Annotated in this window: 26 protein-coding genes and 1 tRNA gene; 19 read left to right on the top strand and 8 right to left on the bottom strand. The window is 72.6% G+C overall.

Annotated features, from left to right (window positions below; genetic code table 11):
- Positions 1–214 precede the first annotated feature (214 nt).
- On the top strand, positions 215–571 hold the full coding sequence (locus BLQ67_RS05965) for an A1S_2505 family phage non-structural protein (protein WP_231945182.1): 357 nt from the start codon (positions 215–217) through the stop codon (positions 569–571).
- A 141-nt stretch (positions 572–712) separates the two neighbouring features.
- A complete protein-coding gene (locus tag BLQ67_RS05960) occupies positions 713–2,200 on the top strand; it encodes an MFS transporter (protein ID WP_092506796.1) in 1,488 nt (495 codons plus the stop codon).
- A gap of 19 nt (positions 2,201–2,219) precedes the next feature.
- Here BLQ67_RS05960 and BLQ67_RS05955 read toward each other — a convergent pair whose 3' ends face one another.
- Entirely contained in the window at positions 2,220–2,474 is a 255-nt protein-coding gene (locus tag BLQ67_RS05955; RefSeq protein WP_092503342.1) for a hypothetical protein, read from the bottom strand.
- An 81-nt stretch (positions 2,475–2,555) separates the two neighbouring features.
- On the opposite strand from BLQ67_RS05955, the gene BLQ67_RS05950 reads away from it, so the two are divergent.
- The 5 genes from BLQ67_RS05950 to BLQ67_RS05925 all read left to right on the top strand — a co-directional run bounded on the left by BLQ67_RS05950 (position 2,556) and on the right by BLQ67_RS05925 (position 8,067).
- Positions 2,556–3,242, top strand: coding sequence for a copper homeostasis protein CutC (locus tag BLQ67_RS05950; RefSeq protein ID WP_092503340.1), 687 nt, complete (start codon positions 2,556–2,558; stop codon positions 3,240–3,242).
- Between the two features lie 267 nt (positions 3,243–3,509).
- Complete coding sequence (locus BLQ67_RS05940; protein ID WP_092503336.1) at positions 3,510–5,087, top strand: MFS transporter; 1,578 nt, start codon at positions 3,510–3,512, stop codon at positions 5,085–5,087.
- Positions 5,088–5,373: 286 nt separating this feature from the next.
- Positions 5,374–6,282 (top strand): alpha/beta fold hydrolase, encoded by a 909-nt coding sequence (locus BLQ67_RS05935; RefSeq protein WP_231945181.1) that lies wholly within the window; start codon positions 5,374–5,376, stop codon positions 6,280–6,282.
- A gap of 92 nt (positions 6,283–6,374) precedes the next feature.
- Positions 6,375–6,938 carry a hypothetical protein gene (locus BLQ67_RS05930; protein ID WP_092503334.1) on the top strand — a complete coding sequence of 188 codons (564 nt, stop codon included), beginning with the start codon at positions 6,375–6,377 and terminating at the stop codon, positions 6,936–6,938.
- Positions 6,939–7,017: 79 nt separating this feature from the next.
- Positions 7,018–8,067: a lipoate--protein ligase family protein gene (locus BLQ67_RS05925; protein ID WP_092503332.1), complete on the top strand. Its 1,050-nt coding sequence runs from the start codon at positions 7,018–7,020 to the stop codon at positions 8,065–8,067.
- 52 nt (positions 8,068–8,119) lie between these two features.
- On the opposite strand, the gene BLQ67_RS05920 is transcribed toward BLQ67_RS05925, so the two are convergent.
- Complete coding sequence (locus BLQ67_RS05920) at positions 8,120–8,515, bottom strand: hypothetical protein (RefSeq protein WP_092503330.1); 396 nt, start codon at positions 8,513–8,515, stop codon at positions 8,120–8,122.
- A 59-nt stretch (positions 8,516–8,574) separates the two neighbouring features.
- Here BLQ67_RS05920 and BLQ67_RS05915 point away from each other — a divergent pair, with 59 nt between their 5' ends.
- The gene (locus tag BLQ67_RS05915) at positions 8,575–9,459 is read left to right on the top strand and encodes a TerC family protein (protein WP_092503328.1); all 885 of its coding nucleotides are present in this window, start codon (positions 8,575–8,577) and stop codon (positions 9,457–9,459) included.
- Between the two features lie 112 nt (positions 9,460–9,571).
- Entirely contained in the window at positions 9,572–10,078 is a 507-nt protein-coding gene (locus BLQ67_RS05910) for a DUF1990 family protein (RefSeq protein WP_231945180.1), read from the top strand.
- Between the two features lie 354 nt (positions 10,079–10,432).
- On the opposite strand, the gene BLQ67_RS05905 is transcribed toward BLQ67_RS05910, so the two are convergent.
- Positions 10,433–11,056 carry a TetR/AcrR family transcriptional regulator gene (locus BLQ67_RS05905; protein WP_092503326.1) on the bottom strand — a complete coding sequence of 208 codons (624 nt, stop codon included), beginning with the start codon at positions 11,054–11,056 and terminating at the stop codon, positions 10,433–10,435.
- A gap of 78 nt (positions 11,057–11,134) precedes the next feature.
- On the opposite strand from BLQ67_RS05905, the gene BLQ67_RS05900 reads away from it, so the two are divergent.
- The 8 genes from BLQ67_RS05900 to BLQ67_RS05865 all read left to right on the top strand — a co-directional run bounded on the left by BLQ67_RS05900 (position 11,135) and on the right by BLQ67_RS05865 (position 20,291).
- Entirely contained in the window at positions 11,135–13,687 is a 2,553-nt protein-coding gene (locus BLQ67_RS05900) for a beta-glucosidase family protein (protein ID WP_092506793.1), read from the top strand.
- Positions 13,684–15,339 (top strand): ABC transporter substrate-binding protein, encoded by a 1,656-nt coding sequence (locus tag BLQ67_RS05895; RefSeq protein WP_092503324.1) that lies wholly within the window; start codon positions 13,684–13,686, stop codon positions 15,337–15,339. The genes BLQ67_RS05900 and BLQ67_RS05895 overlap by 4 nt, the downstream gene beginning before the upstream one ends.
- Positions 15,340–15,441: 102 nt before the next feature.
- Positions 15,442–16,326, top strand: coding sequence for an ABC transporter ATP-binding protein (locus tag BLQ67_RS05890; protein ID WP_092503322.1), 885 nt, complete (start codon positions 15,442–15,444; stop codon positions 16,324–16,326).
- Entirely contained in the window at positions 16,323–17,114 is a 792-nt protein-coding gene (locus tag BLQ67_RS05885) for an ABC transporter ATP-binding protein (RefSeq protein ID WP_092503320.1), read from the top strand. Before BLQ67_RS05890 ends, BLQ67_RS05885 begins: the two co-directional genes overlap by 4 nt.
- Positions 17,111–18,091, top strand: coding sequence for an ABC transporter permease (locus BLQ67_RS05880; RefSeq protein WP_092503318.1), 981 nt, complete (start codon positions 17,111–17,113; stop codon positions 18,089–18,091). The genes BLQ67_RS05885 and BLQ67_RS05880 overlap by 4 nt, the downstream gene beginning before the upstream one ends.
- A gap of 1 nt (position 18,092) precedes the next feature.
- A complete protein-coding gene (locus BLQ67_RS05875; protein ID WP_092503316.1) occupies positions 18,093–19,247 on the top strand; it encodes an ABC transporter permease in 1,155 nt (384 codons plus the stop codon).
- A gap of 268 nt (positions 19,248–19,515) precedes the next feature.
- Positions 19,516–19,589: transfer RNA gene (locus BLQ67_RS05870), tRNA-Gly, on the top strand.
- Positions 19,590–19,709: 120 nt separating this feature from the next.
- Entirely contained in the window at positions 19,710–20,291 is a 582-nt protein-coding gene (locus BLQ67_RS05865) for an antibiotic biosynthesis monooxygenase (RefSeq protein ID WP_092503314.1), read from the top strand.
- Between the two features lie 133 nt (positions 20,292–20,424).
- On the opposite strand, the gene BLQ67_RS05860 is transcribed toward BLQ67_RS05865, so the two are convergent.
- On the bottom strand, positions 20,425–20,811 hold the full coding sequence (locus tag BLQ67_RS05860; protein WP_092503312.1) for a VOC family protein: 387 nt from the start codon (positions 20,809–20,811) through the stop codon (positions 20,425–20,427).
- Positions 20,812–20,889: 78 nt separating this feature from the next.
- Here BLQ67_RS05860 and BLQ67_RS05855 point away from each other — a divergent pair, with 78 nt between their 5' ends.
- The gene (locus tag BLQ67_RS05855) at positions 20,890–21,426 is read left to right on the top strand and encodes an RBBP9/YdeN family alpha/beta hydrolase (RefSeq protein ID WP_157674687.1); all 537 of its coding nucleotides are present in this window, start codon (positions 20,890–20,892) and stop codon (positions 21,424–21,426) included.
- A gap of 17 nt (positions 21,427–21,443) precedes the next feature.
- On the opposite strand, the gene BLQ67_RS05850 is transcribed toward BLQ67_RS05855, so the two are convergent.
- Positions 21,444–22,112 carry a response regulator transcription factor gene (locus BLQ67_RS05850; protein WP_172802257.1) on the bottom strand — a complete coding sequence of 223 codons (669 nt, stop codon included), beginning with the start codon at positions 22,110–22,112 and terminating at the stop codon, positions 21,444–21,446.
- Positions 22,078–23,373: a sensor histidine kinase gene (locus tag BLQ67_RS05845; protein ID WP_092503307.1), complete on the bottom strand. Its 1,296-nt coding sequence runs from the start codon at positions 23,371–23,373 to the stop codon at positions 22,078–22,080. Before BLQ67_RS05845 ends, BLQ67_RS05850 begins: the two co-directional genes overlap by 35 nt.
- 150 nt (positions 23,374–23,523) lie before the next feature.
- Between BLQ67_RS05845 and BLQ67_RS05840 the strand changes: the two genes are divergently transcribed.
- On the top strand, positions 23,524–24,090 hold the full coding sequence (locus BLQ67_RS05840; RefSeq protein ID WP_092503305.1) for a DUF4352 domain-containing protein: 567 nt from the start codon (positions 23,524–23,526) through the stop codon (positions 24,088–24,090).
- A 96-nt stretch (positions 24,091–24,186) separates the two neighbouring features.
- On the opposite strand, the gene BLQ67_RS05835 is transcribed toward BLQ67_RS05840, so the two are convergent.
- Together BLQ67_RS05835 and BLQ67_RS05830 are read right to left on the bottom strand one after the other, a co-directional pair.
- Positions 24,187–24,618 carry a hypothetical protein gene (locus BLQ67_RS05835; RefSeq protein ID WP_092503303.1) on the bottom strand — a complete coding sequence of 144 codons (432 nt, stop codon included), beginning with the start codon at positions 24,616–24,618 and terminating at the stop codon, positions 24,187–24,189.
- A gap of 77 nt (positions 24,619–24,695) precedes the next feature.
- Positions 24,696–25,583, bottom strand: coding sequence for an EamA family transporter (locus tag BLQ67_RS05830; protein ID WP_092503301.1), 888 nt, complete (start codon positions 25,581–25,583; stop codon positions 24,696–24,698).
- Between the last annotated feature and the right edge of the window lie 146 nt (positions 25,584–25,729).

Here is a 25,729-nt window from a genome sequence, read left to right as displayed (position 1 = left end):
CCTTCGATCCAAGTATTTCGAATCTGAAGGAATTGAACCAGGATGCGGCGCATCCATTCCCGGGCACGGGGCCGGGGGTGCATCCCGGGCGTGGCGGCGTGGCGAATCCGCACGTGCGCGAGGTCCCGGGTGCAGGATGCAGGCGAGGTCGCTGTCCGGTGCGGATTCGACGCGCACCTCGACGCGAGCGAGGCGAGGTGGCATCGTCGCCGTCGTGCAGCCCATCACCGACCTCGGCCCCGACGAGGTGTTCGTCTTCGGCTCGAACGCGCGCGGCGTGCACGCCGCCGGCGCCGCGAGGGCGGCGCACGAGCGCTTCGGCGCGGTGTGGGGAGAGGGCGACGGCCTGCACGGCCAGTCGTACGCGATCGACACCATGAGCGGCGCCGCCGTCATGGCCGAGCGCGTCGCCGCCTTCCTGCGATTCGCCGCCGAGCACGCCGAGCTGCGGTTCCTCGTGACGCCCATCGGCACCGGCATCGCAGGCCACCAGCCCCACGACGTCGCCCCGCTCTTCGCCGGTGCGCCCGCCAACGTCGTGCTGCCTCCGGAGTTCGCCGACCTGCTCTGAGCGGTCCCGAAGCACGGGCGACGCGTCCTGGCAAGCGACTGCGCGCGCGGCCGAACGCGAGTACCGTCCCTGTCCCGTACCCCTGTGCGTGCGTTCGCGGCAGCCGGCCGCGACGCGCCCCGCCCGCGGAAGGAGCATCCCGTGACCACGCAGCAGACGGAGCCGGACGGCACCGCATCCCACCCTCGCCTCGAGGTCGACGACGTCATCGTCGTCGAGAACAAGAAGGTGCGCACCGCCATCTCGGGCACCGTCGTCGGCAACTTCATGGAGTGGTTCGACTTCGGCATCTACGGCTACCTCACGGTCACGCTCACCGCGGTGTTCACGGCCGACCTGCCCGACCCGTGGGGCATCCTCGTGACGCTGCTGGGCTTCGCGATCTCGTTCATGGTGCGCCCGATCGGCGGGCTCGTGCTCGGACCGCTCGGCGACCGCATCGGTCGGCAGAAGGTGCTGTTCCTCACGATGGCGATGATGGCGAGCGCGACGGCGCTCATCGGCCTGCTGCCGACGTCGGCGCAGATCGGGCTGTGGGCGATCGTGCCCCTGTACCTGCTGAAGATGATCCAGGGATTCTCGACGGGCGGCGAGTACGCGGGCGCCACGACGTACGTCACCGAGTTCTCGCCCGACCGCAAGCGCGGGTTCTGGGCGTCGTGGCTCGACGTCGGCTCGTACGTCGGCTTCGCGGCCGGTGCGTCGGTCGTCGCGCTGACGACGCTCGCGACGCAGGCGATCTCGGGTCCGGATGCCATGACCGAGTACGGCTGGCGCATCCCGTTCCTGCTCGCGATCCCGCTCGGCGCCGTCGCGATCTGGTTCCGCCTGCGCATCCCCGAGACCCCGTCGTTCGAGGTGGCCGAGCAGGCCGGCTCGACGTCGAAGGACGCGAACGACCCGCTCGCCCGCCACGGCATCGGCGGCATCCTGCGCCACCACTGGCGTGCGATCCTCATCGCCATCGCGCTCGTCGCGGCGACGAACTCCGCCGGCTACGCGCTCACGAGCTACATGCCGACGTACCTCGAGACCGAGGTCGGCGTGTCGAACCTCATGGCCGCCGTCGCGACCGTGCCGGTGCTCGTGCTCATGTCGGCGTGCCTGCCGCTCATCGGGCGGCTGTCCGATCGCATCGGCCGCAAGCCCGTGTACGGCATCGCCGTCGTGTCGACGATCGTGCTGATGGTGCCGGCGTTCGCGATCATGCAGATCGGCGAGGAGTGGGCGGTGTTCATCGCGCTCGCGATGGTCGCGATCCCCGTCGCGTTCTACGTGGCGATCTCGGCATCCGCGCTGCCTGCGCTGTTCCCGACCGCGACGCGCTTCGGTGCGATGGGCATCGCGTACAACGTGGCGGTATCGCTCTTCGGCGGCACGACGCCGCTGTTCTCGCAGGGCCTCATCGAGCTGACGGGCAACACGTTCATGCCGGCGTTCTACATCATGTTCTTCGCCGCGCTCGGCGGCGTCGCGATGCTCACGATGCGCGAGTCGGCGAACCGGCCGCTCATCGGCTCGGTGCCCGCGGTCGAGACGCGCGAGGAGGCGGAGGCGGTCGTCGAGCGGCAGGACGCCGACCCGCTCATCGACACGTCGCAGATGCCGGTGGTGACGGCGCGCGGCTGAGGGTCAGCGGCCGGGCTGTTCACACGTCGATCTGGATGTGCGGCGGCACGGTGCCGGGCGGCACCGGGGCCGTGTGCGCGACGACGGCGACGAGCACCACCCCGCTCGACGTGACGACCGTCGTGCCCGAGTTGCGGTACGTGGCCGTGTCGAACGACAGGCTCACGATGGATGCGCCAGGGCCTCGATCCAGGTGACCGAGCAGCGCACGCACGCCGTCGTTCGCGGTCGGCGCGGTGATCGTCACGATCTGCTGCTGCGGGTCGAGGGCCATGCGTGCTCCTTCGTCGACGCGCCGGGCGGCGCTCGCTCACGGTACGTGCGCCGCCTGCGTCGCCGCTGGCAGGGTGGAGGCATGCTGCGGGTCGAGGTCGCCGTGTCCGACGTGGATGGGGTGCGCGTCGCCCGCGAGGCGGGTGCGCATCGCGTCGAGCTGTGCGTCGCGCTCGAGGTCGGCGGTCTGACGCCGTCGCTCGCCCTCGTGGAGCACGCCGTCGCGGCGGCCGAGGGCATGGGCGTGCACGTGCTGCTGCGCTCGCGGCCGGGGGACTTCGTCGTCGACGCCGCCGAGCTCGACGTCACGCTGCGCGACGCCGAGCTCGTGCTCGCCGCCGGCGCTGCGGGCATCGTCGTGGGGCCGCTGCTCGCCGGCGGCCGGTTCGACCTCGCGGCGATGGCGCGGCTGCGCGACCTCGCCGGCGACGCGCAGCTCACGGCGCACCGCGGCTTCGACGTGCGCACCGACGTCGAGGATGCCGTCGCCGACCTCGTCGAGGTGGGCGTCGACCGCATCCTCACCTCCGGCGGAGCAGCGTCGGCGCACGACGGCGTCGAGCGCATCGCGCGCGCGGTCGCGGCGGCCGACGGCCGGCTCACGGTCATGGCGGGCGGCGGCATCCGGCCCGAGTTCGTCGACGACCTCGTCGCCCGCACCGGCATCGCCGACGTGCACCTGTCGGGGCGCTCGCTCGTCGCGCCCGACGAGGGCTTCGGCGCCCGCCACCGCACCGACCCGGCGGTGCTCGCGCGCGTCATCCGCTGAGGTCGCGGACGGAGGTCGGTCGCTCGCGCGCGCATGCCGCGAACCGCGCCACGGAGGCGTCGCGAACGACCTGCATGTCGGCCCGGGCGTGTCGCGGCGCGATCGAGCCCTCGACTGCCCTTGTGCTGACTGGGATGTCGGCGAGTCGCGACACGCCCGGGATGCATGCGGCAATCCGCATGACCGATTGGTAGGACCTCCCGGGCCTCGGTAACGTCTCGTGTTCGTCCGGGGCTTCACGCCCATCCCTTGCCTTCCAGGAGAGCCATGCCCCACGGCGACGCGCACCATCCCTCGACCCCCGATGCACCGCAGGCGGGGGTCGGACCAGGAGGGCGTCGCCTCGAGGTCGACGACGTGATCGTCGTGCCGAGGAAGAAGGTCAAGACCGCGATCTCGGGCACGGTCGTCGGCAACTTCATGGAGTGGTTCGACTTCGGCATCTACGGCTACCTCGCCGTCACGCTCGCCGTCGTCTTCACCGCCGACCTCCCCGAGCCCTGGGGCCTGCTCGTCACGCTGCTCGGCTTCGCGATCTCCTTCCTCGTGCGCCCGTTCGGCGGCCTCGTGCTCGGCCCGCTCGGCGACAGGATCGGTCGTCAGAAGGTGCTGTTCATCACGATGGCGATGATGGCGGGCGCCACGGCGCTCATCGGCCTGCTGCCGACGTCGTCGCAGATCGGCCTGTGGGCGATCGTGCCGCTGTACCTGCTGAAGATGGTGCAGGGCTTCTCGACCGGCGGCGAGTACGCCGGCGCCTCCACCTACGTCACCGAGTTCTCGCCCGACAAGTCGCGCGGCTTCTGGGCCTCGTGGCTCGACGTCGGCTCGTACGTCGGCTTCGCCGCCGGCGCCTCGGTCGTCGCCGTCACCACCGTCATCACCGAGTGGCTCGTGGGCCCGGGCGCCATGGTCGACTTCGGCTGGCGCATCCCGTTCCTGCTCGCGATCCCGCTCGGCGCCGTCGCCATCTGGTTCCGCCTGCGCATCCCCGAGACGCCCGCGTTCGAGGCCGTGCACGCCGAGGGCGCCGAGCGCCCGAACGACCCGCTTGCCCGCCACGGCATCCTCGGCACCATCCGCCACCACTGGAAGGCGATGCTCGTCGTCGTCGCGCTCGCCGCGGCCACCAACACGGTCGGCTACGCGCTGACGAGCTACATGCCGACGTACCTCGAGACCGAGGTCGGCGTCTCGAACCTGCTCGCGGCGATCGCGACGGTGCCCGTGCTGCTCGCGCTCTCGGCGCTGCTGCCCGTCATCGGCCGCATCTCGGACCGCGTGGGCCGCAAGCCCATCTACCTCGTCGCCGTCATCTCGACCCTCGCCGTCATGGTGCCCGCGTTCGCGATCATGCAGATCGGCGAGATCTGGGCCGTGATGATCGCGCTGTGCATCGTCGCCGTGCCGGCCGCGCTGTTCATCGCCGTGTCGGCGTCGGCGCTGCCCGCGATGTTCCCGACCGCGACGCGCTTCGGCGCGATGGCGATCGCGTTCAACATCTCGGTGTCGCTCTTCGGCGGCACGACGCCGCTGTTCTCGCAGGCGCTCATCGAGCTCACGGGCAACACGTTCATGCCGGCGTTCTACATCATGTTCTTCGCCGCCGCCGGTGGCGTCGCGCTGCTGTCGATGCGGGAGTCGTCGAACCGTCCGCTCGTCGGCTCGGTGCCGACGGTCGAGACGAAGGCCGAGGCGGCTGCGGTCGTCGAGCGCCAGGACACCGACCCGAACATCGACCTGTCGTCGATGCCGCTCGACCTCATCGACCTGGCTGCGGCATCCGCATCCGACGACGACGATCGTCGCGAGCGCGACGAGGATCGCGAGCTCACGCCCGCCTGATCCGCGTCCTCGCCTGCGCTGGAGTGGCCACTTCCTGTCGGGGAGTGGCCACTCTCGTGCGATGAGGGGTCACGTGCTGCCGAAGCGAGCGGCGTGTCGTGGCAGGACGTGACCCCTCCTGTTCGGAAGTGACCCCTCTTCGGCAGGAAGTGGCCCCTCATCGGTCGGACGTGGCCCATGGGAGCCACGCATCGGGGCACGCGCGCATGGGCGCCGCACAGGCGCCGGATGGATTCGGGTCACGCGCGAGGAGTACGCTGCACGCCGGAGCATCCGGAGGTCAGCAGTGCCCAAGTTCGCCGTGATCCGGCAGGACCACACGTTCGTGGACCTGCAGGGCGTCACCATCCACTGGTACACGTGGATGCCTGGCAAGCCCAAGGGGATCGTGCTCATCGTGCACGGCGTGGGCGAGCACGCGCTGCGCTACGAGCACGTCGCGCAGCACCTCGTGAACGCCGGCTACGGCGTCGCGGCGCTCGACCAGCGCGGCCACGGCGCCACGGGCCTCGAGCAGGCCGGCGGCGACGCGAACGGGCTCGGGAGGCTCGGGCCCGGCGGCGGCATGGCCGTCGTCGGCGACGTCGTCTCGCTCGTGAAGCGCCTGCGCGGCGAGCACCCGCAGCTGCCGCTCGCGGTCATCGGCCACTCGTGGGGCTCGCTCACGATGCAGCGATTCCTCAACCGCCACGCGGCGCTCATCGACGCCGCCGTGCTGTCGGGCACCGCGTACCGCATGCCCGGATGGATGACGGCGGGCGACCTGAACGTGCGCCACAAGCACCTCGGCGACACCGGCTTCGAGTGGCTCTCGCGCGACCCTGCCGTGCAGGAGGCGTTCGTCGCCGACCCGCTCACGTTCCCCGCCGACGTCGTGCGCCTGTTCGGCCCCATCGAGGCCGCACGCCTGCTGGGCGTGCCCGCGCGTTCGCTCGGCATCGACATCCCGCTGCTCGTCGCGGTCGGCTCCGACGACACCCTCGGCGGCGAGGCGTCGGCCCGCAGGCTCGTGCGCGCGTACGAGGAGCGGTCGGGCCTCACCGACGTCACGCTGCGCGTCTATCCGGGCGCGCGGCACGAGATCTTCAACGAGATCACGAAGTCGAAGGTGCTCGACGACGTCACGTCGTGGCTCGACGACCACCTCGCGGTCGAGCGCGGCCGCATCGGGCGTCGCTCCGCGCCGACGCCGTAGCCCCCCCCCCCCCCCGACGCCCGCTGCCTCGCGCGGCACGCGCGGAGCGGATGTGCAGCGCATCCGCCCGCGACAGGAGCACCATGGGGTGCATGGACGAGGTCCAGCACCCACGGTCGTGGCGCATCGCGGCGCCGGCCCTGCTGGGATGGAACGTGCTCGGCGGCGCCATCGGCGGCATCGCCGTCGTGCTGCCCGTCGTGCTCGCATCGAGCGGCAGCGCATCCGACGTCGTGCCCGACTCCGCGTCGCTCGTCGTGCTCGTCGTGCTCGTCGCCGCGATGCTCGGCGCGCTCGGCGGTCTGCTCGGCGGCGCGACGCTCGTGCTCGCGCGCGGCCGCAGGCCCACGACCCGCACCCTCGTGCGCGGCATCGTCGCGGGCGTCGCCGTGTGCGCGCTCGTCGCGGTCGCGGCGCTGCTCGTGCCGATCCTGCCCGACGGCATCCGACCGTTCGCGCTCGTCGTCGGCCTGCTCATCGGCGTCGTCATGCTGGGGCTCGCGTTCCGCTCGTCGGAGGTGCACTGGCGCGAGGAGCAGCCGCCGCACCGCGACCTGCACCCGGGCGACGCTCCCGTGTACGCGACCGACCCCATCCGCGACCTCGTCGACCCGTCGCCGCACGACTCCGACGACGCGGAGCCCCCGGGTCGCTGACGAGCGCCGATCGGCGACGGCCCGTCGGCGCGCGCGCCGCCTAGGCTGGGATGCGGTCCCACGCTGAGGAGGCACCAGCATGCACGGCGAGTACAAGGTCCCCGGCGGCAAGCTCGTCGTCGTCGACGTCGAGACGGATGCCGAGCGCATCACCGAGTTCCGCCTCTCGGGCGACTTCTTCCTCGAGCCCGACGAGGCGCTCGAGCAGATCGACGCCGCCGTGCTGGGCCTGCCCGCGACGGCGACGGCCGCCGACATCGGCACCGCGATCCGCGAGGCGCTGCCCGAGGGCGTGACCATGATGGGCCTCACGCCCGAGTCCGTCGGCGTCGCCGTGCGCCGGGCGCTCGCGAAGGCGACGTCGTTCGCCGACTACGAGTGGCAGCTCATCGACGACGAGCCGCGGCTGCCCATCCAGCACGTCGCGCTCGACGAGGTGCTCGCGAACGAGGTCGGTCAGGGTCGTCGCGGCCCCACGCTGCGCTTCTGGAACCTGTCGGGCCCGGCCGTCTACATCGGCTCGTTCCAGTCGTACCGCAACGAGGTCGACCCCGAGAACGCCGAGCGCTTCGGCATCCCCATCATCCGCCGCATCTCGGGCGGTGGCGCGATGTTCTCGGAGCCGGGCAACGCCATCACGTACTCGATGTACGTGCCCGCCGACCTCGTGCAGGGCATGAGCTTCCCCGACTCGTACGCGTTCCTCGACGCGTGGGTCATCGAGGCGCTGCAGGGACTCGGCATCGACGCGTCGTACGCGCCGCTCAACGACATCACCTCGCCGCAGGGCAAGATCGGCGGCGCCGCGCAGAAGCGCCTCGGCTCGGGTGGCGTGCTGCACCACGCGACGATGTCGTACGACATGGATGCGGACAAGATGGTGCAGGTGCTGCGCATCGGCCGCGAGAAGCTGTCGGACAAGGGCACGACGAGCGCCAAGAAGCGCGTCGACCCGCTGCGGTCGCAGACGGGCATGACGCGCGAGGCCGTGCAGGAGGCGCTGAAGGCGACGTTCCGCAGGCTCACGAAGGCGGCGGACGGCGAGCTGTCGGCGGCCGAGCTCGCGGCGGCCGACGAGCTCGTCGCATCCAAGTTCTCGACGGACACCTGGCTGCACCGCGTCCCCTGAGAGTTGAGGATTTCGGCCCGATGTGAGGTCACATCGGGCCGAAACCCTCGACTCAGTACTGGGTGGAGGCGCCCGCGCCGAGCAGGCTGACGAACGCCACGAAGTGCACGATGATCCAGCCGACGGATCCGAGGATCGCGAGCGCGCCGAGCACGATCGCCCACACGGCCCGACCGCCGCCGGCGAGGCGCTGCGCACGCGCCGCGATGCCGTACTGGATCGCGACGATGCCGGGCGCGAGCGTGAACCAGTTGAGCAGCGGCAGCGTCGACACGACGATCGCCACGATGCCCCACACGAGCGCGCGCGTCGGGACGCGCGTCGATCGCTGCGACGCGAGCATCGAGTCCGGCACCGCTTGGAACTGCTGCGGCGGGGCGAACGAACGCTGCGGCCATCCCTGCGGTGCGGGCTGCTGCTGGCCGGGGTACGGCGGGGGAGTCGTCACCGCGTCATCGTCGCACGCGCACCCGCGTGTTCCCAGCGAGGTTCGGCCAGGATCGAGCCATGCCCCTCGACTTCTCCCTGGAGTTCACGCCCGACCTCGTCGCGGTGTTCCTCACGCTCTTCGTGCTCGAGGTCGTCCTCGGCGTCGACAACGTCATCTTCATCTCCATCCTCGCCGCCAAGCTGCCCGCCGACCAGCAGGCGAAGGCCCGCAACCTCGGCCTGACGCTCGCGATGGTCATGCGCGTGCTGCTCGTGCTGCTCGCCGGCTGGATCATCACGCTCACGCAGCCGCTGTTCACGATCGGCTTCCTCGAGGGCACGCCGTTCGATCCCGAGTTCTCGGGCAAGGACCTCATCCTGATCCTCGGTGGCGGCTTCCTGCTCTACAAGGCGGTCACCGAGATCCACCACAAGCTCGAGGGCGCCGACGACCACGGGTCGAGCGGCGGCGCGGCGAAGGCGACGTTCGGCGCCGTCATCGCGCAGATCCTCGCGCTCGACCTCGTCTTCTCGCTCGACTCCGTCATCACGGCCGTCGGCATGACCGACCGCATCGTCGTGATCATCACCGTCGTCGTGCTGTCGTTCGGCCTCATGCTCGTGGCCGCGAAGCACATCTTCACGTTCGTGAACAACCACCCGACGGTGAAGATGCTCGCGCTCGCGTTCCTCGTGCTCATCGGCGTCTTCCTCGTTGCCGAGGGCTTCGGGTTCCACATCGAGAAGGCGTTCATCTACGGCCCGATGGTGTTCGCCGTGCTCGTCGAGGTGCTGAACCTCGCGTACGCGGCGCGCAAGCGCAAGCGCACCGCCGCTGCGAAGGGCGACGCTGCGGAGCCCGAGAAGGTGCGCCTGCACTCGGGCTACACCGTCGAGGAGGAGCAGGGCGCCTTGCAGTCGTCGTCGAAGGCCACGACGGCGGAGCCGACGCCCAAGCAGTGAGCACGCGACTCGGATCGGTTGGCTCCGTCATGGCCGCAGCCCTGCGCCTACGGATCCGACGCCCTCGAACCTCGTCACGGCTGCACGCGTGGGACGACGGCGCGGACTTCCGATGATGCTCGACGCGCTCGCGCGCACGGGGCCGGCTGCGTCGTCGACGCAGCCAGCCTCGGCCGCGTGGGCGCCGCCGGATGGGTGGCGCGCGATCGAGCGCACGGCGGTCGTCGGCGGGGCCGAGGACTGGTCGCGGCTGCGCGACGCCGTGCTGCACTGGGTCGTGAAGCGGCGCTCGGGGTTCGCGATCCCGCCGGGGCCCGCGACGGCGGGGGAGCGGCTGCTCGTGACGGCGCGCGTCGGCCCCGTGGTCGTGCGCGAGCCGATCGAGGTCGTGGAGGTCGTCGACGAGCCGACGCGGGCGGGCTTCGCCTACGCGACGCTCGCGGGGCATCCCGTCGCCAGCGAGGAGGCGTTCGTCGTGCACGTCGACGGGGATGCGGTGGTGCTGACGGTGCGGGCGCTCACGCGCGCTGCGCCGTCGGGGCCGTGGCGGGCGGCCTTCCCCGCGCTGCGCGCCGTGCAGGAGGTGGCGCTGCGCCGCTACCTGCGGGCGTTGCGCTGAGTCGGCGCGGTGCACCTTTCGAGGCTCGCTCCGCTCGCACCTCGAGGCGCGGTCATGGGGAGCGGATCCTCACCACAGCTGGTCGAGGAGGCCCCGAGCCGCAGGCGAGGAGCCGTCACGAGACCTCGTGACGTGCTCGCTCGACGCGACCGTGTGCGTGCTCGCTCGACGCGACCGTGTGCGTGGCTGGGTGGGAGCGGCGATCGCGTGGTCTCGCGACGTGTGCTCGCCCAGGGGCTCGCGCGCTCCTCGACCAGCTGCTGGGGGCGCGGCATCCGATGGGCACCCTTCGAGGCTCGCTTCGCTCGCACCTCGAGGAGCGGTCTTGGGCAGCGGGCGCCCGTGGGGCGATCGCTACAGCGCCGCCACCGTCACGCCGACGCCCGCGAGGATCGCGTCGATCGCGACCGACGTCGCCTCGCCCAGGTCGACGGCGTCGGGGTCGAGCAGCCACTGCACCTGCAGGCCGTCCATGACGGCGAGGATCGACGCGGCGACGGCGGGCACGCGCGCATCCGCCGCATCCATGCCCGCATCCACGAGCGCGGCGCGCACGACGCCGCGCAGGTGCTCGTAGCGCGAGCGGAAGTACTCGCCGGCCGGATGCCCCTCGGTGACGGCCTCGGCCGACAGCACCGTGAACACCTGCACGGCTCCCGGCCGCGACGCGTTGCGGTGCGCGGTCGTCTGCAGGTGCGGCAGCAGCTGCGCGCCCTCGGGGATGTGCCCGCCGGGCAGCGGCTCGACGTCGACGGCGTCGCGGTACTCGAGCAGGTCGAGCAGCAGCTGCTCCTTCGAGCCGAAGTGGTGCAGCACGCCCGCGTGGGTGATGCCGACCTGCTTCGCGACGTCCTGCAGCGACCCGCCGAGGTAGCCGCGCATGCCGAACGTCACCATGGCGGCCTCGAGGATCGCGCGCTTGCGATCGGCGGCCACGGGACGCGTGCGCGTGGGCTTGGCTGCGGCGTCGTCGACCATGCCTGCGAACCTAGCACTTGTTACTGACAGGTCAGTAAGTTATGGTCGCTTCCAATCCGAGGATGGATGGAGTCGACGATGACCCCGAAGCCGGCCGCCTGGTCGACCGCGCTGCCGCAGCCGCACCGCGAGCCGACCGACGCATGGCTCGACGAGCGCATCGCCCTCCTCGACCTGCCGACGAAGGTCGGCCTGCTCACGGGCGAGACCGCCTGGCGCCTGCCCGCGATCCCGGCGATCGGCCTGCGCGGCCTCACGATGTCCGACGGCCCCGTCGGCGTGCGCGGCACGGGCGAGGTCGACGGCGAGCGCTCGCTGCTGCTGCCGTCGCCCACGGCGCTCGCCGCCCACTTCGACCCCGAGATCATGGATCGGGTCGGTCGCCTCATCGCCGCCGAGGCGAGGCGCAAGGGCGTCGACGTCGTGCTCGCACCGCAGGTGAACCTGCAGCGCACGCCCGTCGGCGGCCGCCACTTCGAGTGCCTGTCGGAGGATCCGCTGCTCACGAGCGTGCTCGGCGCGGCGTTCGTCGCGGGCATCCAGGCGGGCGGCGTCGCCGCGTGCATCAAGCACTACGTCGCGAACGACTCCGAGACGCAGCGCACCGAGTACGTGAGCGACGTCGACGAGCGCACGCTGCGCGAGGCGTACCTGCCGCCGTTCGAGGCCGCCGTGCGCGCGGGCGCCTGGGCGATCATGGCCGCGTACAACGACGTCGACGACGGCACCGAGTCGGCGCCGATGACCGAGCACCGCCACCTGCTGCGCGACGTGCTGCGCGACGAGTGGGGCTTCGACGGCATCGTCGTGAGCGACTGGCTCGCCGCGTCGACGACCGACGAGACGGCGCTCGGCGGCCTCGACGTGACGATGCCCGGCCCGGGTGGCCCGTGGGGCGAGGCGCTCGTCGCCGCCGTGCGCGCGGGCCGCGTGCCCGAGGAGGTCGTGGATGCGCAGGTGCGGAACGTGCTGCGCGTCGCAGCCCGCACGGGCTGCTTCGACGGCACCTCTCCCGTGCCGCCGCCCGCCGACGACCGCGACCGCGCGCTCGTGCGCGCGTCGGCATCCGGCGCCGTCGTCGTGCTGCGGCGCCCCGCATCCGGCCTGCCGAGCATCGTCGGCGCCCGCTCGGTCGCGCTGATCGGCCCGAACGCCGTGCGCCCGCACGTGCTGGGCGGCGGCTCGTCGACCGTGCATCCCGAGCGCATCGTCACGCCCGAGCAGGGCATCGTCGCGGCGCTGCCCGACGCCGAGGTGCACGTGCGCCGCGGCGGCTCGAGCCGCCGCTTCCCCGACCCCATGCCGCAGGTCGACGTGCCCGTGCCCGGCGGCGTCGTGCTGCACGCGCGTCTCGTGGGCGACGGCGTCGACGAGCCGATCGCCGGCCCGTGGGAGGGCTGGCTGCACGACATCGCCGAGGGCGTCGACCACGTCGAGCTCGTGGGCGAGGCGCTGCTCGCCGAGCCCGGCACGCACGTGCTGCAGCTCGGCACCGTCGGGCGCCACCGCGTCGAGGTCGACGGCGTCGTCGTCTCCGAGTCCGAGCAGCGCGCGAGCCACGAGGTCGTGCTCGACTCGTCGGTGAACAACCCCGACGGCGTGCAGCACGCCATCGAGGTCGACGAGCCGCGCACCGTCACGATCCGCGTCATGCTCGACGTCATCCGCGCCGGCGGCTACGGTCGCTTCGCCCGCGGCGTGCTGCGGCACCGGCCGCCGAGCGAGCAGGTCGAGACCGAGATCGCCGAGGCCGTCGCCGCCGCGCGCGACGCCGACGTCGCGATCGTCGTCGTCGGCACGACGGAGGAGTCGGAGTCGGAGGGCTGGGATCGCACGACGCTCGCGCTGCCCGGTCGCCAGGACGAGCTCGTGACCCGCATCCTCGACGTCGCACCCGACGCGATCGTCGTCGTCAACGCCGGCGCGCCCGTGCTGCTGCCGTGGCTCGACCGCGCGCGGACGGTGCTGTGGGGATGGTTCGGCGGCCAGGAGTGGGGCGGCGCGCTCGCCGACGTGCTCACGGGCGTCGCCGAGCCCGCGGGCCGTCTGCCGTGGACGCTGCCGGCGAGCGAGGCCGACGTGCCCGTGCCGCACGCGATCCCCGACGCGGGCCTGCGCGTCGACTACGCCGACGGGCTCGACGTCGGCTACCGCGGCTGGCTGCGCTCCGGCGCCGTGCCGGCCGCCTCGTTCGGCCACGGACTCGGCTGGACCGACGTCGCCTATCGCGGCGCATCCGCCGGTCTCGACGGCGACGCGATCGTCGTCGACGTCGAGCTCGCCGAGACCGCGGGCCGCGCGGGCAGCGAGGTCGTGCAGGCCTACCTGCTCGCCGACCCGAGCGACCCCGACGACGCCGACCGGCCCGTCGCATCCCTCGCCGGCTTCGCCCGGGTCCAGGTCGCCGCGGGCGAGACCGTGCACGCGACCGTGCGCGTCGAGACCGACGCGCTGCGCCGCTGGGACGGCGGCTGGCGCATCCCCGCGGGCCGCGTGCGCCTCGCGATCGGCGGCAGCCTCGCCGCCGCCCTCGACCCCGCGACGGGCACGACCGTCGCCATCGACCACCCCGGGTGCGCCCGGGAGCAGCTCGCCGTGGGGGCGAGCGCACTACCAGGAGGAGCACGATGATCTCTCGACGATGGGTGGCCGCCGCAGCGGCCCTCGCGGTCACGGTCGGCGTCGCCGGCTGCAGCGATGGTGGAGGTGCGGCGCAAGGAGGCGACGTGCTCACCATCGGCATGCCCAACGGCACGCAGACGAACAACCAGAACCCCTTCACCGGCACGTCGTCGGCGTTGTCGCTCGGCTACGCCTGGGCCATGTACGAGCCGCTCGTGCAGGTGAACCCCGTCGACTTCACCGCGGACCCCGAGCCGTGGCTCGCCTCCGCGTACGAGTGGAACGACGACTACACGGCGTTCACGTTCACGGCTCGCGAGGACGTGACGTGGAGCGACGGCGAGGACTTCACCGCCGACGACATCGCCTTCACCGCCGAGCTGCTGCGCGACGCCGAGGGCCTCAACACCGCCGGCCTGCCCTACGACCAGGTGACCGTCGACGGCGACGCCGTCACCATCACGTTCACCGAGCCGCAGTTCGTGAACCGCGACCGCGTGCTGTCGATGATCGTCGTGCCCGAGCACATCTGGAGCGAGATCGACGACCCCGCCACCGAGCTCAACCAGGAGCCCGTCGGCACCGGCCCGTACACGCTCTCCTCGTGGACGAGCCAGGCGGCCATCCTCGACGTCAACCCCGAGTACTGGGGCGGCGAGCCCGCCGTGCCGCAGCTGCGGTACACGTCGTACACCGACAACAACGCCCTCACGACCGCGCTGTCGAACGGCGAGGTGCAGTGGGGCTGGACGTTCATCGCCGACATCGAGTCGGTCTACGTCGCCAACGACCCCGAGCACCTGCAGTACTGGGCGGCCCCGGGCCTCGCGATCGACGCGCTGTTCCTCAACACGCAGGCGGCGCCCTTCGACGACCTCGCCGTGCGCCAGGCGCTCAACATGGTCATCGACCGCGACGTCATCTCGGCGCAGGCGACGAGCGACCTCTTCCCGCCCGTCACGAACCCCACGGGCATCGCGCAGCCCGTCGGCGACCCGTTCCTCGCTCCCGAGTACCTGGATGCGACGCTCTCGGTCGACGTCGAGGGCGCACGCGACGTGCTCGAGGCCGCCGGCTACACGTGGGACGCGAGCGAGCAGCTGCTCGACCCGTCGGGCGAGGCCGTGACGTTCACGATCACCAACCCGTCGGGCTGGAACGACTACCTCACCGCCGACCAGCTCATCGTGGATGCCGCGTCGCAGCTGGGCATGTCGGCCGACGTCGACGCGACCACGGTCGACGGCTGGATGGAGGCGATCGGCAACGGCGACTTCCAGGCGATGATGCACTGGACCGAGACCGGCTCGACGCCGTACGAGGTGTACGCGAACGTCATGGGCGGCCAGTACCTGCAGCCCATGGGCGAGCAGGCGACGTGGAACTTCGGTCGCTTCGACGACGCCTCGGCCGCCGAGGCGCTGCAGACCTACGCGACGTCGTCGGACGAGGCGGCGCAGACCGCCGCGCTCGCCACGCTGCAGCAGGTGTTCGTCGACCAGGTGCCGGCGATCCCGATCGTCGTGAAGCCGTTCGCGGCCGAGTACTCGACGCTGCACTGGGAGGGCTGGCCCGACGAGTCCAACCCGTACGCGCAGCCGCAGCCGACCGGCACGCAGGTGTCGCGCATCCTCATGGAGCTGCAGCCCGCGGGCGACTGACCCGCACCGGATGGGGCGCCGCGGGCTGCGGCGCCCCATCCACCTCCTGCCCGCCGCCACCCGGGCCCCTCGCACCTGGCCACTTCTCGATCGAAGGCGATCATGACCACCGCATCCCCGCTGCTCAGCGTGCGCGACCTGAGCATCGTGTACGAGACCGCCGAGCCCGTGCACGCCGTGCAGGACGTCTCGTTCGACCTCGGTCGCGGCGAGCTGCTCGGGCTCGCCGGCGAGTCCGGCTCGGGCAAGACGACGCTCGCCTACGGCATCAACCGCCTGCTGCGGCCGCCCGCCGTCATCCGCTCGGGCACGACGATCCTGCACGGCGACGACGAGCACCCCGACGTCGACGTCAACGCCATGACCGACGCCGAGCTGTCGGACTACCGGTGGGATCGGGTGTCGATGGTGTTCCAGGGCGCGATGAACGCCCTCAACCCCGTGCTGTCGATCGGCACGCAGATGGCCGACGTCCTCTCTCGGCACCGCCCGTCGATGTCGCGACGCGAGCGGCGCGACCGCTGCGCCGAGCTGCTCGAGCTCACGGGCGTCGGCGCCGACCGCCTGCGCTCGTACCCGCACGAGCTCTCGGGCGGCATGCGGCAGCGCGTCACGATCGCGATGGCGCTGTCGCTGCGCCCGCAGCTCATGATCATGGACGAGCCCACGACGGCGCTCGACGTGCTCGTGCAGCGCGACATCCTGCACGAGATCGCCGAGCTGCGGCAGCGCTTCGGGTTCTCGATCGTCTTCATCACCCACGACCTGCCGCTGCTGCTCGAGATCTCCGACCGCATCGCCGTGATGCTGCAGGGCCGCATCGTCGAGCTCTCGACCGCCGCCGACCTGTACCGGGCGCCGCAGTCGGAGTACACGCAGCGCCTGCTGCAGTCGTTCCCGTCGCTCACGGGCGCCGAGCGGCTCATCGACCGCGGGCCGCGGGTGGCGGCGGATGCGTCGCGCGCGGCCGAGGGAGGCGCAGCATGACGCTCGAGCTCGTCGACGTCTCGAAGACGTACCGCGTGCCGGGCACGGGTCGCGTCGCCGCCGTCGACGGCGTCTCGGTGCGCCTCGAGCCCGGCCGTACGCTCGCGCTCGTCGGCCAGTCGGGCTCCGGCAAGTCGACGATCGCGAAGATGCTCACGCTGCTCGAGCGGCCCACGTCGGGGCGGCTGCTGCTCGACGGCGAGCGCCCCCGCTCGCGCGGCCGCGGTGCCCGCGCCTATCGCGGCCGCGTGCAGATGGTCTTCCAGGACCCGTTCGCGTCGCTCAACCCGTACCACTCGGTCGGCCACCACCTCGAGCGGCCCCTGCGCATCCACCGTCGCGTGCCCGCCGCCGACGTGCACGCCCGCGTCATCGAGCTGCTCGAGCGCGTGCGCCTCACGCCCGGAGACACGTTCGCCGCCCGCCGCCCGCACGAGCTCTCGGGCGGACAGCGGCAGCGCGTCGCCATCGCTCGCGCCCTCGCGGCCGAGCCCGACTACCTCGTCGCCGACGAGCCCGTCTCGATGCTCGACGTCTCCATCCGCCTCGGCGTGCTGAACCTCATCGCCGACGTGCAGCGGCAGGAGGGCCTCGGGATGCTCTACATCACGCACGACCTCGCGACCGCGCGGCACTTCTCCGACGAGATCGCCGTCATGCACCAGGGGCGCATCGTCGAGCAGGGCCCGGCCGACGACGTCATCCTCGACCCGCAGCACGAGTACACGCGCCGCCTGCGCGACGCGTCGCCCGACCCCGCGCGCCACTTCGCGGGAGGTGCCGCATGAGGTTCCTCGCCCGCCGCGCCATCTTCTACGTCATCGCTCTCTGGGCAGCGCTCACGATCAACTTCCTCGTGCCGCGCCTCATGCCCGGCGACCCCGTGCAGTCGCTCATCGCCCGCTACCAGGGGCAGCTGTCGACCGACTCGATCGCGGCGCTGCGCGTGCTGTTCGGACTCGACGAGGATGCGTCGATCTGGCAGCAGTACGTCGAGTACCTCGGGCTGCTGCTGCGCGGCGACCTCGGCCTGTCGTTCACGTTCTTCCCCACGCCCGTCGGCGACGTCATCGCGCAGGCGCTGCCGTGGACCCTCGGGCTCGTCGGCATCGCGACGCTGCTGTCGTTCGTGCTCGGCACCGCCATCGGCACGTACATCGGCTGGCGACGCGGCACGTGGGCCGACGCCATCGTGCCGATCTCGACGTTCTTCGGCGCCATCCCGTACTTCTGGCTCGGCCTCATCGTCATCCTCGCATTCGCCGTCGTCTGGCCGATCCTGCCCGCATCCCACGGCTACGACCCCGGGCTGCTGCCGTCGTTCTCGTGGCCGTTCATCGCCTCGGTCATCGAGCACGCGATCCTGCCGGCGCTCACGATCGTGGTGTCGTCGCTCGGCGGCTGGGTCCTCGGCATGCGCAACATGATGGTGACCGTCCTCGACGAGGACTACATCACCGTCGCCGAGGCGAAGGGCCTGCGCCGCTTCCGCATCGCGACCGCCTACGCGGCGCGCAACGCGATCCTGCCGCAGGTGTCGTCGTTCGCGCTGTCGCTCGGCTTCATCGTGGGCGGCACGCTCGTGATGGAGATGGTGTTCAGCTATCCCGGCGTCGGCTTCGTGCTGTTCCAGGCCGTCGGCGCCAAGGACTACCCGCTCATGCAGGGCATCTTCCTCTGCATCACGCTGTCGGTGCTCGTGGCCAACGTGCTCGCCGACATCGCCTACGCCATCCTCGATCCCCGCACCCGGCAGGAGGCCTGACATGGTGATGCCCCAGTCGACCGCCGCGCAGGCCGCGACGCCCGCGCCCCCGCGCCGTGCCGGCAACGGCCTCGCGCTGCTGCTGCACAACCGCAAGGCCATGGCGGGCCTGATCATGCTCGCGCTCTTCACGCTCATGGCCGTCCTCGGCCCGATCGTCGCGCCCTACGATCCGTCGGCGACCGGACCCGACTCGCTGCAGCCGCCGAGCCCCGCGCACCTGCTGGGCACGACGAACCTCGGCGAGGACATCCTGTCGCAGCTGCTCGTCGGCGCTCGCGGCGTCGCGCTCGTCGCCCTCATCTCGGGCGTCATCGCGACCGTCATGGCCGTGCTCGTCGGCGTGACCGCCGGCTACCTGTCGGGCGCCGCCGACGACGTGCTCTCAGCCCTCACGAACGTGTTCCTCGTGCTGCCGGGCCTGCCGCTCGTCATCATCGTCGCGTCGCAGGTCGGCGGATCGACCCTGCTGATCGCCGTCGTCATCGCCATCACGGGATGGGCGTGGGGCGCGCGCGTGCTGCGCGCCCAGACGCTCTCGCTGCGGCGCCGCGACTTCGTGCTCGCCGCGAAGGCGAGCGGCGAGTCGACGTGGCGCATCATCGTCGTCGAGATGCTGCCGAACCTCATGGCACTCATCGCGTCGAGCTTCGTCGGCACCGTCACCGCTGCCGTGCTCGCGCAGATCACGCTCGCGTTCATCGGCGTCACGTCGATCAGCGACTGGAACTGGGGCACCATCCTCTTCTGGGCGCAGTCGAACCAGGCGCTCGCGCGCGGCGCGTGGTGGTGGTTCGTGCCCGCCGGCCTCGCGATCGCGCTGCTCGGCACCGCGCTGGCGCTGCTGAACTTCGGCATCGACGAGATCGTGAACCCGCGCCTGCGCTCCGCCGCCGACACCGCTCGCGCGCTGCGCCGCCGCGGGCTGAAGGTGCGGGCGACCCAGGCGGCCGTGGTGTCGACCGCGGACCTCGGCGACGGGGTCGGCTCGGCGGACCCTGAGGACGTGGATGCAGGCGCAGGGGAGGGGGTCGACGCGGGTGGTGGTGCACGCAGTGGCGACCCCGGCACTCCTCCCGCCGCATCCCGCCCCCGCGAGGGGGAGGCCGCGACGTCCGACGCTGGGGAGTCGTCGGACGACGCGTCGCGGCCGTGACGCCCGGGCGGCGGCTGCGTGCCGCCGCCCGGGTGCTCGCGCGTAGGAGATGTGCACCCGAGCGAGCCGGCATCCCGCATGCGGCCCTGCCGCGTCGCTCACGTGCACATGTCCCACGGGATGCTCGCCACGTCGTGACGTGCAGCGGCTCGTCGAGGGCGATCTTCCCTCCGGGGTGCGCTCAGCGTCACTTCCTGCCCATCCGACCCGCTCGCCCGCATCCAGCCCGGGTGCCGTACGATGGCTCTCGCTGCCGAAAGGCGGCGCTGGGGATGTAGTTCAATGGCAGAACTGGTGCTTCCCAAGCACCCAGCGCGGGTTCGATTCCCGTCATCCCCTCCAGCGGTGCCCGTGATCGCGACCCGATCCGGCCCGACTGACGACGCGGTCGCTGGCCGCGTGGCACACCCTCCTCGCGGATCCGCATCCGCCGTCGAACGCCTTCGACCAGCAGGGGGATGCATGTCCGAGCCGATCACCGTCGCCATCGAGCGGCAGGTCGATCCGACGAAGCAGCGCTACGCGCTCAGCTGGGTGCGGCAGGGCATCGACCTCGCCCACACGTACCCGGGGTTCCTCGGGTCGGGGTGGGTGCAGGTGCGCCCCGGCAGCGACACGTGGCACATGCTCTACCGGTTCGACACCGCCGCGAACCTGCACGCGTGGGAGGCGAGCGACGAGCGTCGGCTCTGGGTGGATGCGGGCGCGGACTTCGCTCGCGAGGCGAGCGTCGAGCGCCGCAGCGGCATCGAGGGCTGGTTCGACTCCGCCGCAGGCGAGGGCGTCGAGGGGGACCGCGTCGAGGTGCGCGCCGCCGAGCCCGTGCCGCCGCGCTGGAAGCAGGGCGTCGTCGTGTGGCTGGGCTTCTTCCCCGTCAACGTCGTCGTGACGCTGCTGCTCGGCCTCATCCCCGGCTTCGCCGACGTGCCCGTCGTGCTGCGGCTGCTCGTGACGAGCCTCGTGCTCACGCCGATCATGGTCGGCTTCGTGCTGCCCGCCGTCACGCGGCTCTTCCGCCCGTGGCTGCTGCGCGGCCGCGACTGACCGAGGTCCGCGCTCGTTGCGAGGTGGACTCCGCGCCTACGAGGTGCGCTGCTCCCGTTGAGGTGCGCGGAGAGCCGCACCTGAATAGGAGAAGCGCACCTCGCAACGGCTCGGACGCCCGACGGCCTAGCGCTCAGGCCGGCGCCAGCACCTCGACGCGGTTGCCGAAGCCGTCGAAGCAGTGGAAGCGCTCGTAGCCGGGGAACGTGAGGCGGTCGTCCCACACGACCTCGTAGCCGCCGGCGACCACGGCCGCGGCGAGCGTCTCGAGCTCGGCGATCGCGTCGAGCACGAGGGCGGGATGCGCCTTGCTCGCCGGCACGAACCCCTCCTGCCTGCTCATGTGGATCTCGACCACGACCGCACCGGCGTCGTCGAACGCGCGGAACCAGCATCCGCCCCGCCCCGCCATCGGCTCGGGCTTCGGCACCTCGGTGAGCCCGATCGTGTCGCGCCAGAAGCGTCTCGCCTCGTCGTCGCCGTCGACCGGCATCGAGACCTGTACATGATGGAGTCGCACGGCAGCACCTTCGCTCGGAGATCGCGTCCGATCGCACGCTATCGGGAATCGCGCGCGCCCGGCCCGGTTGCATCCGGCATGCGACTCGTCATCCTCCACGGCTACGGCGCCATGCCGACGTCCCACTGGTTCACGTGGCTCGGCGACGAGATCGGCGGCGACGTCGACATCCCCGCGCTGCCCGACTCGGATGCGCCGACGAGGGATGCGTGGGTCGCGGCGGCGCGGCAGGCGATGGCGGGCGACGACGAGCTCGTGCTCGTGGGCCACTCGCTCGGCACGGTCGCGGCGCTGCTCGCGGTCGACGGCGTGGAGCGCGCCCGCGTGCGCGGAGTCGTGCTCGTCGCCCCGTTCTGGGAGCGCGTGCCGCCGCTGCCCGACCTCGATGCCTTCCTCGACCTTCCGCCGATCCCCGACCTCGGCGACCTGCCGGTCGTGGTCATCGCGAGCGACGACGATCCGATCGTGCCGCCCGAGCTGTCGGCCCGAGCCGCGGCGCTGCTCGGCGTGCCCGTGCAGACGGTCCCGCGCGGCGGCCACTTCCTCGACCGCGACGGCTGGACGACGCTGCCGGCCGCACGCGACGCCGTGCTCGGGATGCTCGCGCCGGCCTGACCGACGCCCGGCCCGGGTCAGCGCTCGTCGAGGATGCCGTGGCGCACGACGAGCACCGTCGCCTGCGTGCGGTTGTCGACGCCGAGCGCCTGCTGGATGCGGGCGAGCGACTGCTTCACGCTCGTCGCACCCACGTGCACGGCGCGGGCGAGCTCGGGCACCGGCAGCCCCTCGGGCAGCACGCGCAGCACGGCGCGGTCGGCGTCGGTGAGCGACGCGACCGCGGCCTCGACGCGGCGCCGCTCGGCGAGCCGGTCGGCGTCGGCGGCCTGCCGCGCGATGAACGACCCCACGATGGGCGACAGCACGACCTCGCCGCGCACGGCCGCGTCGACCGCGGCGCGCCAGCTGCCCGCGACGTCGGACTTGTGCAGGAAGCCGTCGAGCCCCACCTCGAGCGCGTCGCGCACGACGCGATCGTCGAGCTGCGCCGTCATGAACACCACCCGCGGCCGCGCGGCGCCCGAGCGCCGCAGCGCGTCGATCGCGACGATGCCGCTCGCCTCGCCGAGCCGCACGTCGACGAGCAGCACGTCGGGGAAGTGCGCCGCGACGAGCGGTGCGATGCCCGCGGCATCCGCGGCGTCGCCCACGACGTCGTAGCCCTCGCTCGCCTCGATCAGCTGGCGCAGCATGCCCGCGACGAACGCGTCATCCTCGACGATCGCGATCCTGACGGGCGGCACCATCCGATCCTAGGTCGGACCCCGGACGCGCCCACGGCAGGTGCGCCTCGACGCGGAACCGACGCCGCGCATCCGCGCCTGCGTCGAGCGTGCCGCCGGCCGCTGCCGCCTGCGCCCGCATGCGCGCGATGCCCGTGCCCGAGCCGATCGCCGTGCCCGACCCGACGGCGTTGTCGACGCGGATGCGGATGCCGACGCGCTCGTCGCCCGACACGGCGACGCCGATCGCGTCGCCCCCAGGTGCGTGCTTCACGGCGTTCGTCAGCGCCTCGCTGAGGATCCAGTACGCCGTGCGGTCGACGGCCGGCGTGAGCGGCGACGTGCCGGTGAGCACGACGCCCGCGTCGACGCGGTGGCCCGCCGAGCGCACGTCGTCGAGCAGCTGCATCGCGTCGCCGAGGCCGCGCTCGGGCAGCAGCGCGCCGCCGCCGGCCGGGCCGAAGTCGGCGTCGATCGCGCGCTGCACGTCCTGCAGCTCGATCGACGCCTTGCGCGCCTGCGCCACGAGCTCGTCGGCGGTCGCGCGCGCGTCGGGGGTCAGACCCTGCTGGTCGCGCAGCACGGCCGCCTGCAGGTGCATGTGCGTGAGCGTGCGGGCGACGCCGTCGTGCATCGCCTGCGACAGCTCCGCGCGGCGGTCGACGACGTCGAGGCGATCGGCGAGCGCATCCGCCCGATGCTCGAGCCGCTCTGCGTCGCCCTCGGCGCGCAGGGCTCGCGTCGAGGCGTGCACGATGAGGCCGTAGGCGACGGCGAGCGAGAGGCCCGTGCCGGCGAGCACGAGCGTGAGGACGCGGGCGGTGTCGGTGGACTCGTCGCGCAGCAGCAGCGCCACGACGGCGTCGTCGCCGCGCAGCACGTCGCGCACGGTGGCGACGACGGCGAGCGCGAGCGCGACGCCCGCCTGCACCCAGCGGATGCGGCCGGCGCCGTGGGCGAGCACGCTCGCGAGCACGAGCAGCGGCGCCATGGCGTCGAGCTGCAGGGCGAGCACGAGCACGCCCGCGCCGGCGAGCGCGACCCACGGCCAGCGCCGCCGCGCGACGAACGAGCCGGAGACGACGAGCGAGCCGAGCCACAGCGCGGCGCCGACGCCCGTGATGCCGAGCGATGCGCCATCGCGTTCCGTCGCGCCCGGCACGGCCGAGACCGACGCCGTCGCGGACAGCGCGATGAGCAGCACGCCCACGATCGACGTCGCGACGAACGCGGCGACGCGCAGCGCACGCCGCCCGCGGCTCGAAGAGGACGGCTCGGACACGTCTGCAGGCTAGCCGCGGCCACCCACGTCGCAGCGCGTCCGCGCCGGTCGCGAACCGTGACCGGATCGGTCGCCGATGCCGACCGTCGCGACCTGCCGACGCGACATGCCCTCGCAGCACGCTGGTGCTCGACCAGGAGGGAACACCCCATGCACATCGCATCCAGCACCATCCGCCGCAGCCTCGCGGCCACCATCCCCATCGTCGTCGCGAGCCTCGCGCTCGTCGGCTGCGGCGGCGCATCGAGCTCGAGCGACACCGGTGCCCCGGCGCCGGCAGCCACCGACCAGGCCACCGAGACCACGGCTCCCGCGGAGGCCGCGCAGCCGGGCGTCGGCGAGGTCGTGTCCTCGGACGGATGGGACTTCACCGTCGTCTCGGTGGGCGCCGCGCAGGAGGCCGTGGGCAGCGGCGCGCTGTCGAGCCCGGCGCAGGGCGTGTACGTGCCCGTCACGGTCACGATCGTGAACACGTCGAACGAGGCGCAGTTCCTCGGCAGCGACGCCGTCACGATCGTCGACGCGAACGGCGCCGAGTACTCCGCCGACTCCGTCGCGAGCGTCTACGACCAGTCGGCGATCCCGCTCGGCGACGTCAACCCCGGCATCACGCTCACGGGCCCCGTCTACTTCGACGTGCCCGACGGCACCGTGCCGACGTCGGTGACGTTCACGGGCGGGCTGTTCGGCGGCCAGACCGTCACCGTCACCCTCTGACCGGCGTCGGATGCCGCTCCCACGGCATCCGACGCCAGCGTCCCGTGCCGCGGGTCGGCGGCGCGGGACGCACCCGCGCGTGGTGGATGCGCCGGCTCAGCCGGTCGGCAGCGTCGGCCACTCGATCACGCCGAGCTGCACCCAGATGATCGGCGCCGCGATCGCGAGCGCCGCGACGAGCACGAACGTGCCGGCGAGCGTGAGGTAGGCGCGACGGCGGCGCCCCGACGTGATGCGCTGCATGCTCCACGACAGCGGCGCCGCGATGAGGGCGACGAGCAGCGCGACCGACGGGGCGACGAGGTGCGGGATGCACGCGAGCACCGCGAGCACCACCGCGCCGACGATCGCGGGCCACGGCGCGCGGTCGGCGTGCGCCGCCGCGGTGAGGGCGTCGACGTCGTCGGCCGCCTGCGACGTGGGGTCGAGCTCGATGCGCTGCGGCAACGGGACGCGGATGACGGGCAGGTCGCCGCGGCGCAGGCGCTCGATCTCCTCGCCGCGCTCGCGCCACCGGTCGTCGCTCACGCATCCATCATCCCGCGTCGGCGTCGGCGTCGATCCCCGTTGCGGGGTGCGCACCCCGCGACGGGCGGCCGAGCGCGCTACTGCTGCACGATCGCGCCCGTGTCGGGCGTGACCGGCGGATCCTTCGCAGCCGTGAGCGCGACGCCGGCGGCTGCGACCACGACGACGCCGAGCGCGAGCATCTGCACCGGGCCGATGCCCTCGCCCACGATCGCGAGGGCGAAGAGGCCCGCAGCGACGGGCTCGAGCGCCATGAGCACGCCGAACACGCGCGGCGGGATGCGGCGCAGCGCCGCGAGCTCGAACGCGTACGCGAGCGCGCTCGACAGGATGGCGACGCCGAGCGCCGGCAGCAGCAGCCACGGCTGCGCCGTCACGCCCGCGATCGCCCCGACGGCGCCGAACGGCGTCGTGAGCACCGCCGCGACGCACATCGCCGCCGTGAGCCCGCCGACGCCCGGCACGAGCTCGCCGACGCGATGCGACGACAGGATGTAGCCCGCCCAGCACGCGCCCGCCGCGAGCGCCAGCAGCACGCCGATCGCGTCGAGCGCGCCCGTGAGCGACTGCGCGCCGATGATGCCCACGCCCGCGCCGGCCAGCAGCACCCACGCCGCATCGACCCAGCGACGCGACAGCACGAGCGCGAGCACGAGCGGTCCGAGCAGCTCGAGCGTGACGGCGAGCGCGATGGGGATGCGATCCATCGCCAGGTAGTACATGAGGTTCATGCCGGCGAGCGCGACGCCCAGCAGCAGCACGGCCCGCCACGTGCGGCGATCCCACGAGCGCACCTTCGGGCGCGCGATCGCGAGCAGGATGAGCGACGCGAACGCGAGCCGCAGCCACGTCATCGACGCGGGGTCGAGGTGCTCGAACAGCAGCTTCGCCACGGCCGCGCCGGCCTGCACCGAGCAGATGCCCGCGAGCACGAGGGCGATGCCCGAGCCGCCACGACGATCCATCCGCACCCTGTCGACGCTAGGGGATGCGGGAGTCGCTCGAAGACCGCTGCGCTCCCCACCAGCTGGTCGAGGAGCGCGCGAGCCCTTTGGCGAGCCCGCGTCACGAGACCACGCGACTCGCCGCTCCCGCACAGGCACGCGCATGG

The sequence above is a fragment of the Agrococcus jejuensis genome (assembly GCF_900099705.1).
Lineage (GTDB): Bacteria > Actinomycetota > Actinomycetes > Actinomycetales > Microbacteriaceae > Agrococcus > Agrococcus jejuensis.
The sequence above is the reverse complement of the archived record's forward strand: the minus strand, read 5'-3'. Positions and strand labels throughout refer to the sequence as shown.

Excerpts from the sequence above, each read along its gene's own strand:
- BLQ67_RS05915 (WP_092503328.1), top strand. The coding sequence starts at position 8,575 with ATGCCCCTCGACTTCTCCCTGGAGTTCACGCCCGACCTCGTCGCGGTG.
- BLQ67_RS05855 (WP_157674687.1), top strand. The coding sequence starts at position 20,890 with ATGCGACTCGTCATCCTCCACGGCTACGGCGCCATGCCGACGTCCCAC.
- BLQ67_RS05895 (WP_092503324.1), top strand. The coding sequence starts at position 13,684 with ATGATCTCTCGACGATGGGTGGCCGCCGCAGCGGCCCTCGCGGTCACG.
- BLQ67_RS05885 (WP_092503320.1), top strand. The coding sequence starts at position 16,323 with ATGACGCTCGAGCTCGTCGACGTCTCGAAGACGTACCGCGTGCCGGGC.
- BLQ67_RS05925 (WP_092503332.1), top strand. The coding sequence starts at position 7,018 with ATGCACGGCGAGTACAAGGTCCCCGGCGGCAAGCTCGTCGTCGTCGAC.
- BLQ67_RS05940 (WP_092503336.1), top strand. The coding sequence starts at position 3,510 with ATGCCCCACGGCGACGCGCACCATCCCTCGACCCCCGATGCACCGCAG.
- BLQ67_RS05890 (WP_092503322.1), top strand. The coding sequence starts at position 15,442 with ATGACCACCGCATCCCCGCTGCTCAGCGTGCGCGACCTGAGCATCGTG.
- BLQ67_RS05910 (WP_231945180.1), top strand. The coding sequence starts at position 9,572 with ATGATGCTCGACGCGCTCGCGCGCACGGGGCCGGCTGCGTCGTCGACG.
- BLQ67_RS05840 (WP_092503305.1), top strand. The coding sequence starts at position 23,524 with ATGCACATCGCATCCAGCACCATCCGCCGCAGCCTCGCGGCCACCATC.
- BLQ67_RS05875 (WP_092503316.1), top strand. The coding sequence starts at position 18,093 with ATGGTGATGCCCCAGTCGACCGCCGCGCAGGCCGCGACGCCCGCGCCC.
- BLQ67_RS05830 (WP_092503301.1), bottom strand. The coding sequence starts at position 25,583 with ATGGATCGTCGTGGCGGCTCGGGCATCGCCCTCGTGCTCGCGGGCATC.
- BLQ67_RS05905 (WP_092503326.1), bottom strand. The coding sequence starts at position 11,056 with ATGGTCGACGACGCCGCAGCCAAGCCCACGCGCACGCGTCCCGTGGCC.
- BLQ67_RS05880 (WP_092503318.1), top strand. The coding sequence starts at position 17,111 with ATGAGGTTCCTCGCCCGCCGCGCCATCTTCTACGTCATCGCTCTCTGG.
- BLQ67_RS05865 (WP_092503314.1), top strand. The coding sequence starts at position 19,710 with ATGTCCGAGCCGATCACCGTCGCCATCGAGCGGCAGGTCGATCCGACG.
- BLQ67_RS05930 (WP_092503334.1), top strand. The coding sequence starts at position 6,375 with ATGGACGAGGTCCAGCACCCACGGTCGTGGCGCATCGCGGCGCCGGCC.
- BLQ67_RS05950 (WP_092503340.1), top strand. The coding sequence starts at position 2,556 with ATGCTGCGGGTCGAGGTCGCCGTGTCCGACGTGGATGGGGTGCGCGTC.
- BLQ67_RS05955 (WP_092503342.1), bottom strand. The coding sequence starts at position 2,474 with ATGGCCCTCGACCCGCAGCAGCAGATCGTGACGATCACCGCGCCGACC.
- BLQ67_RS05900 (WP_092506793.1), top strand. The coding sequence starts at position 11,135 with ATGACCCCGAAGCCGGCCGCCTGGTCGACCGCGCTGCCGCAGCCGCAC.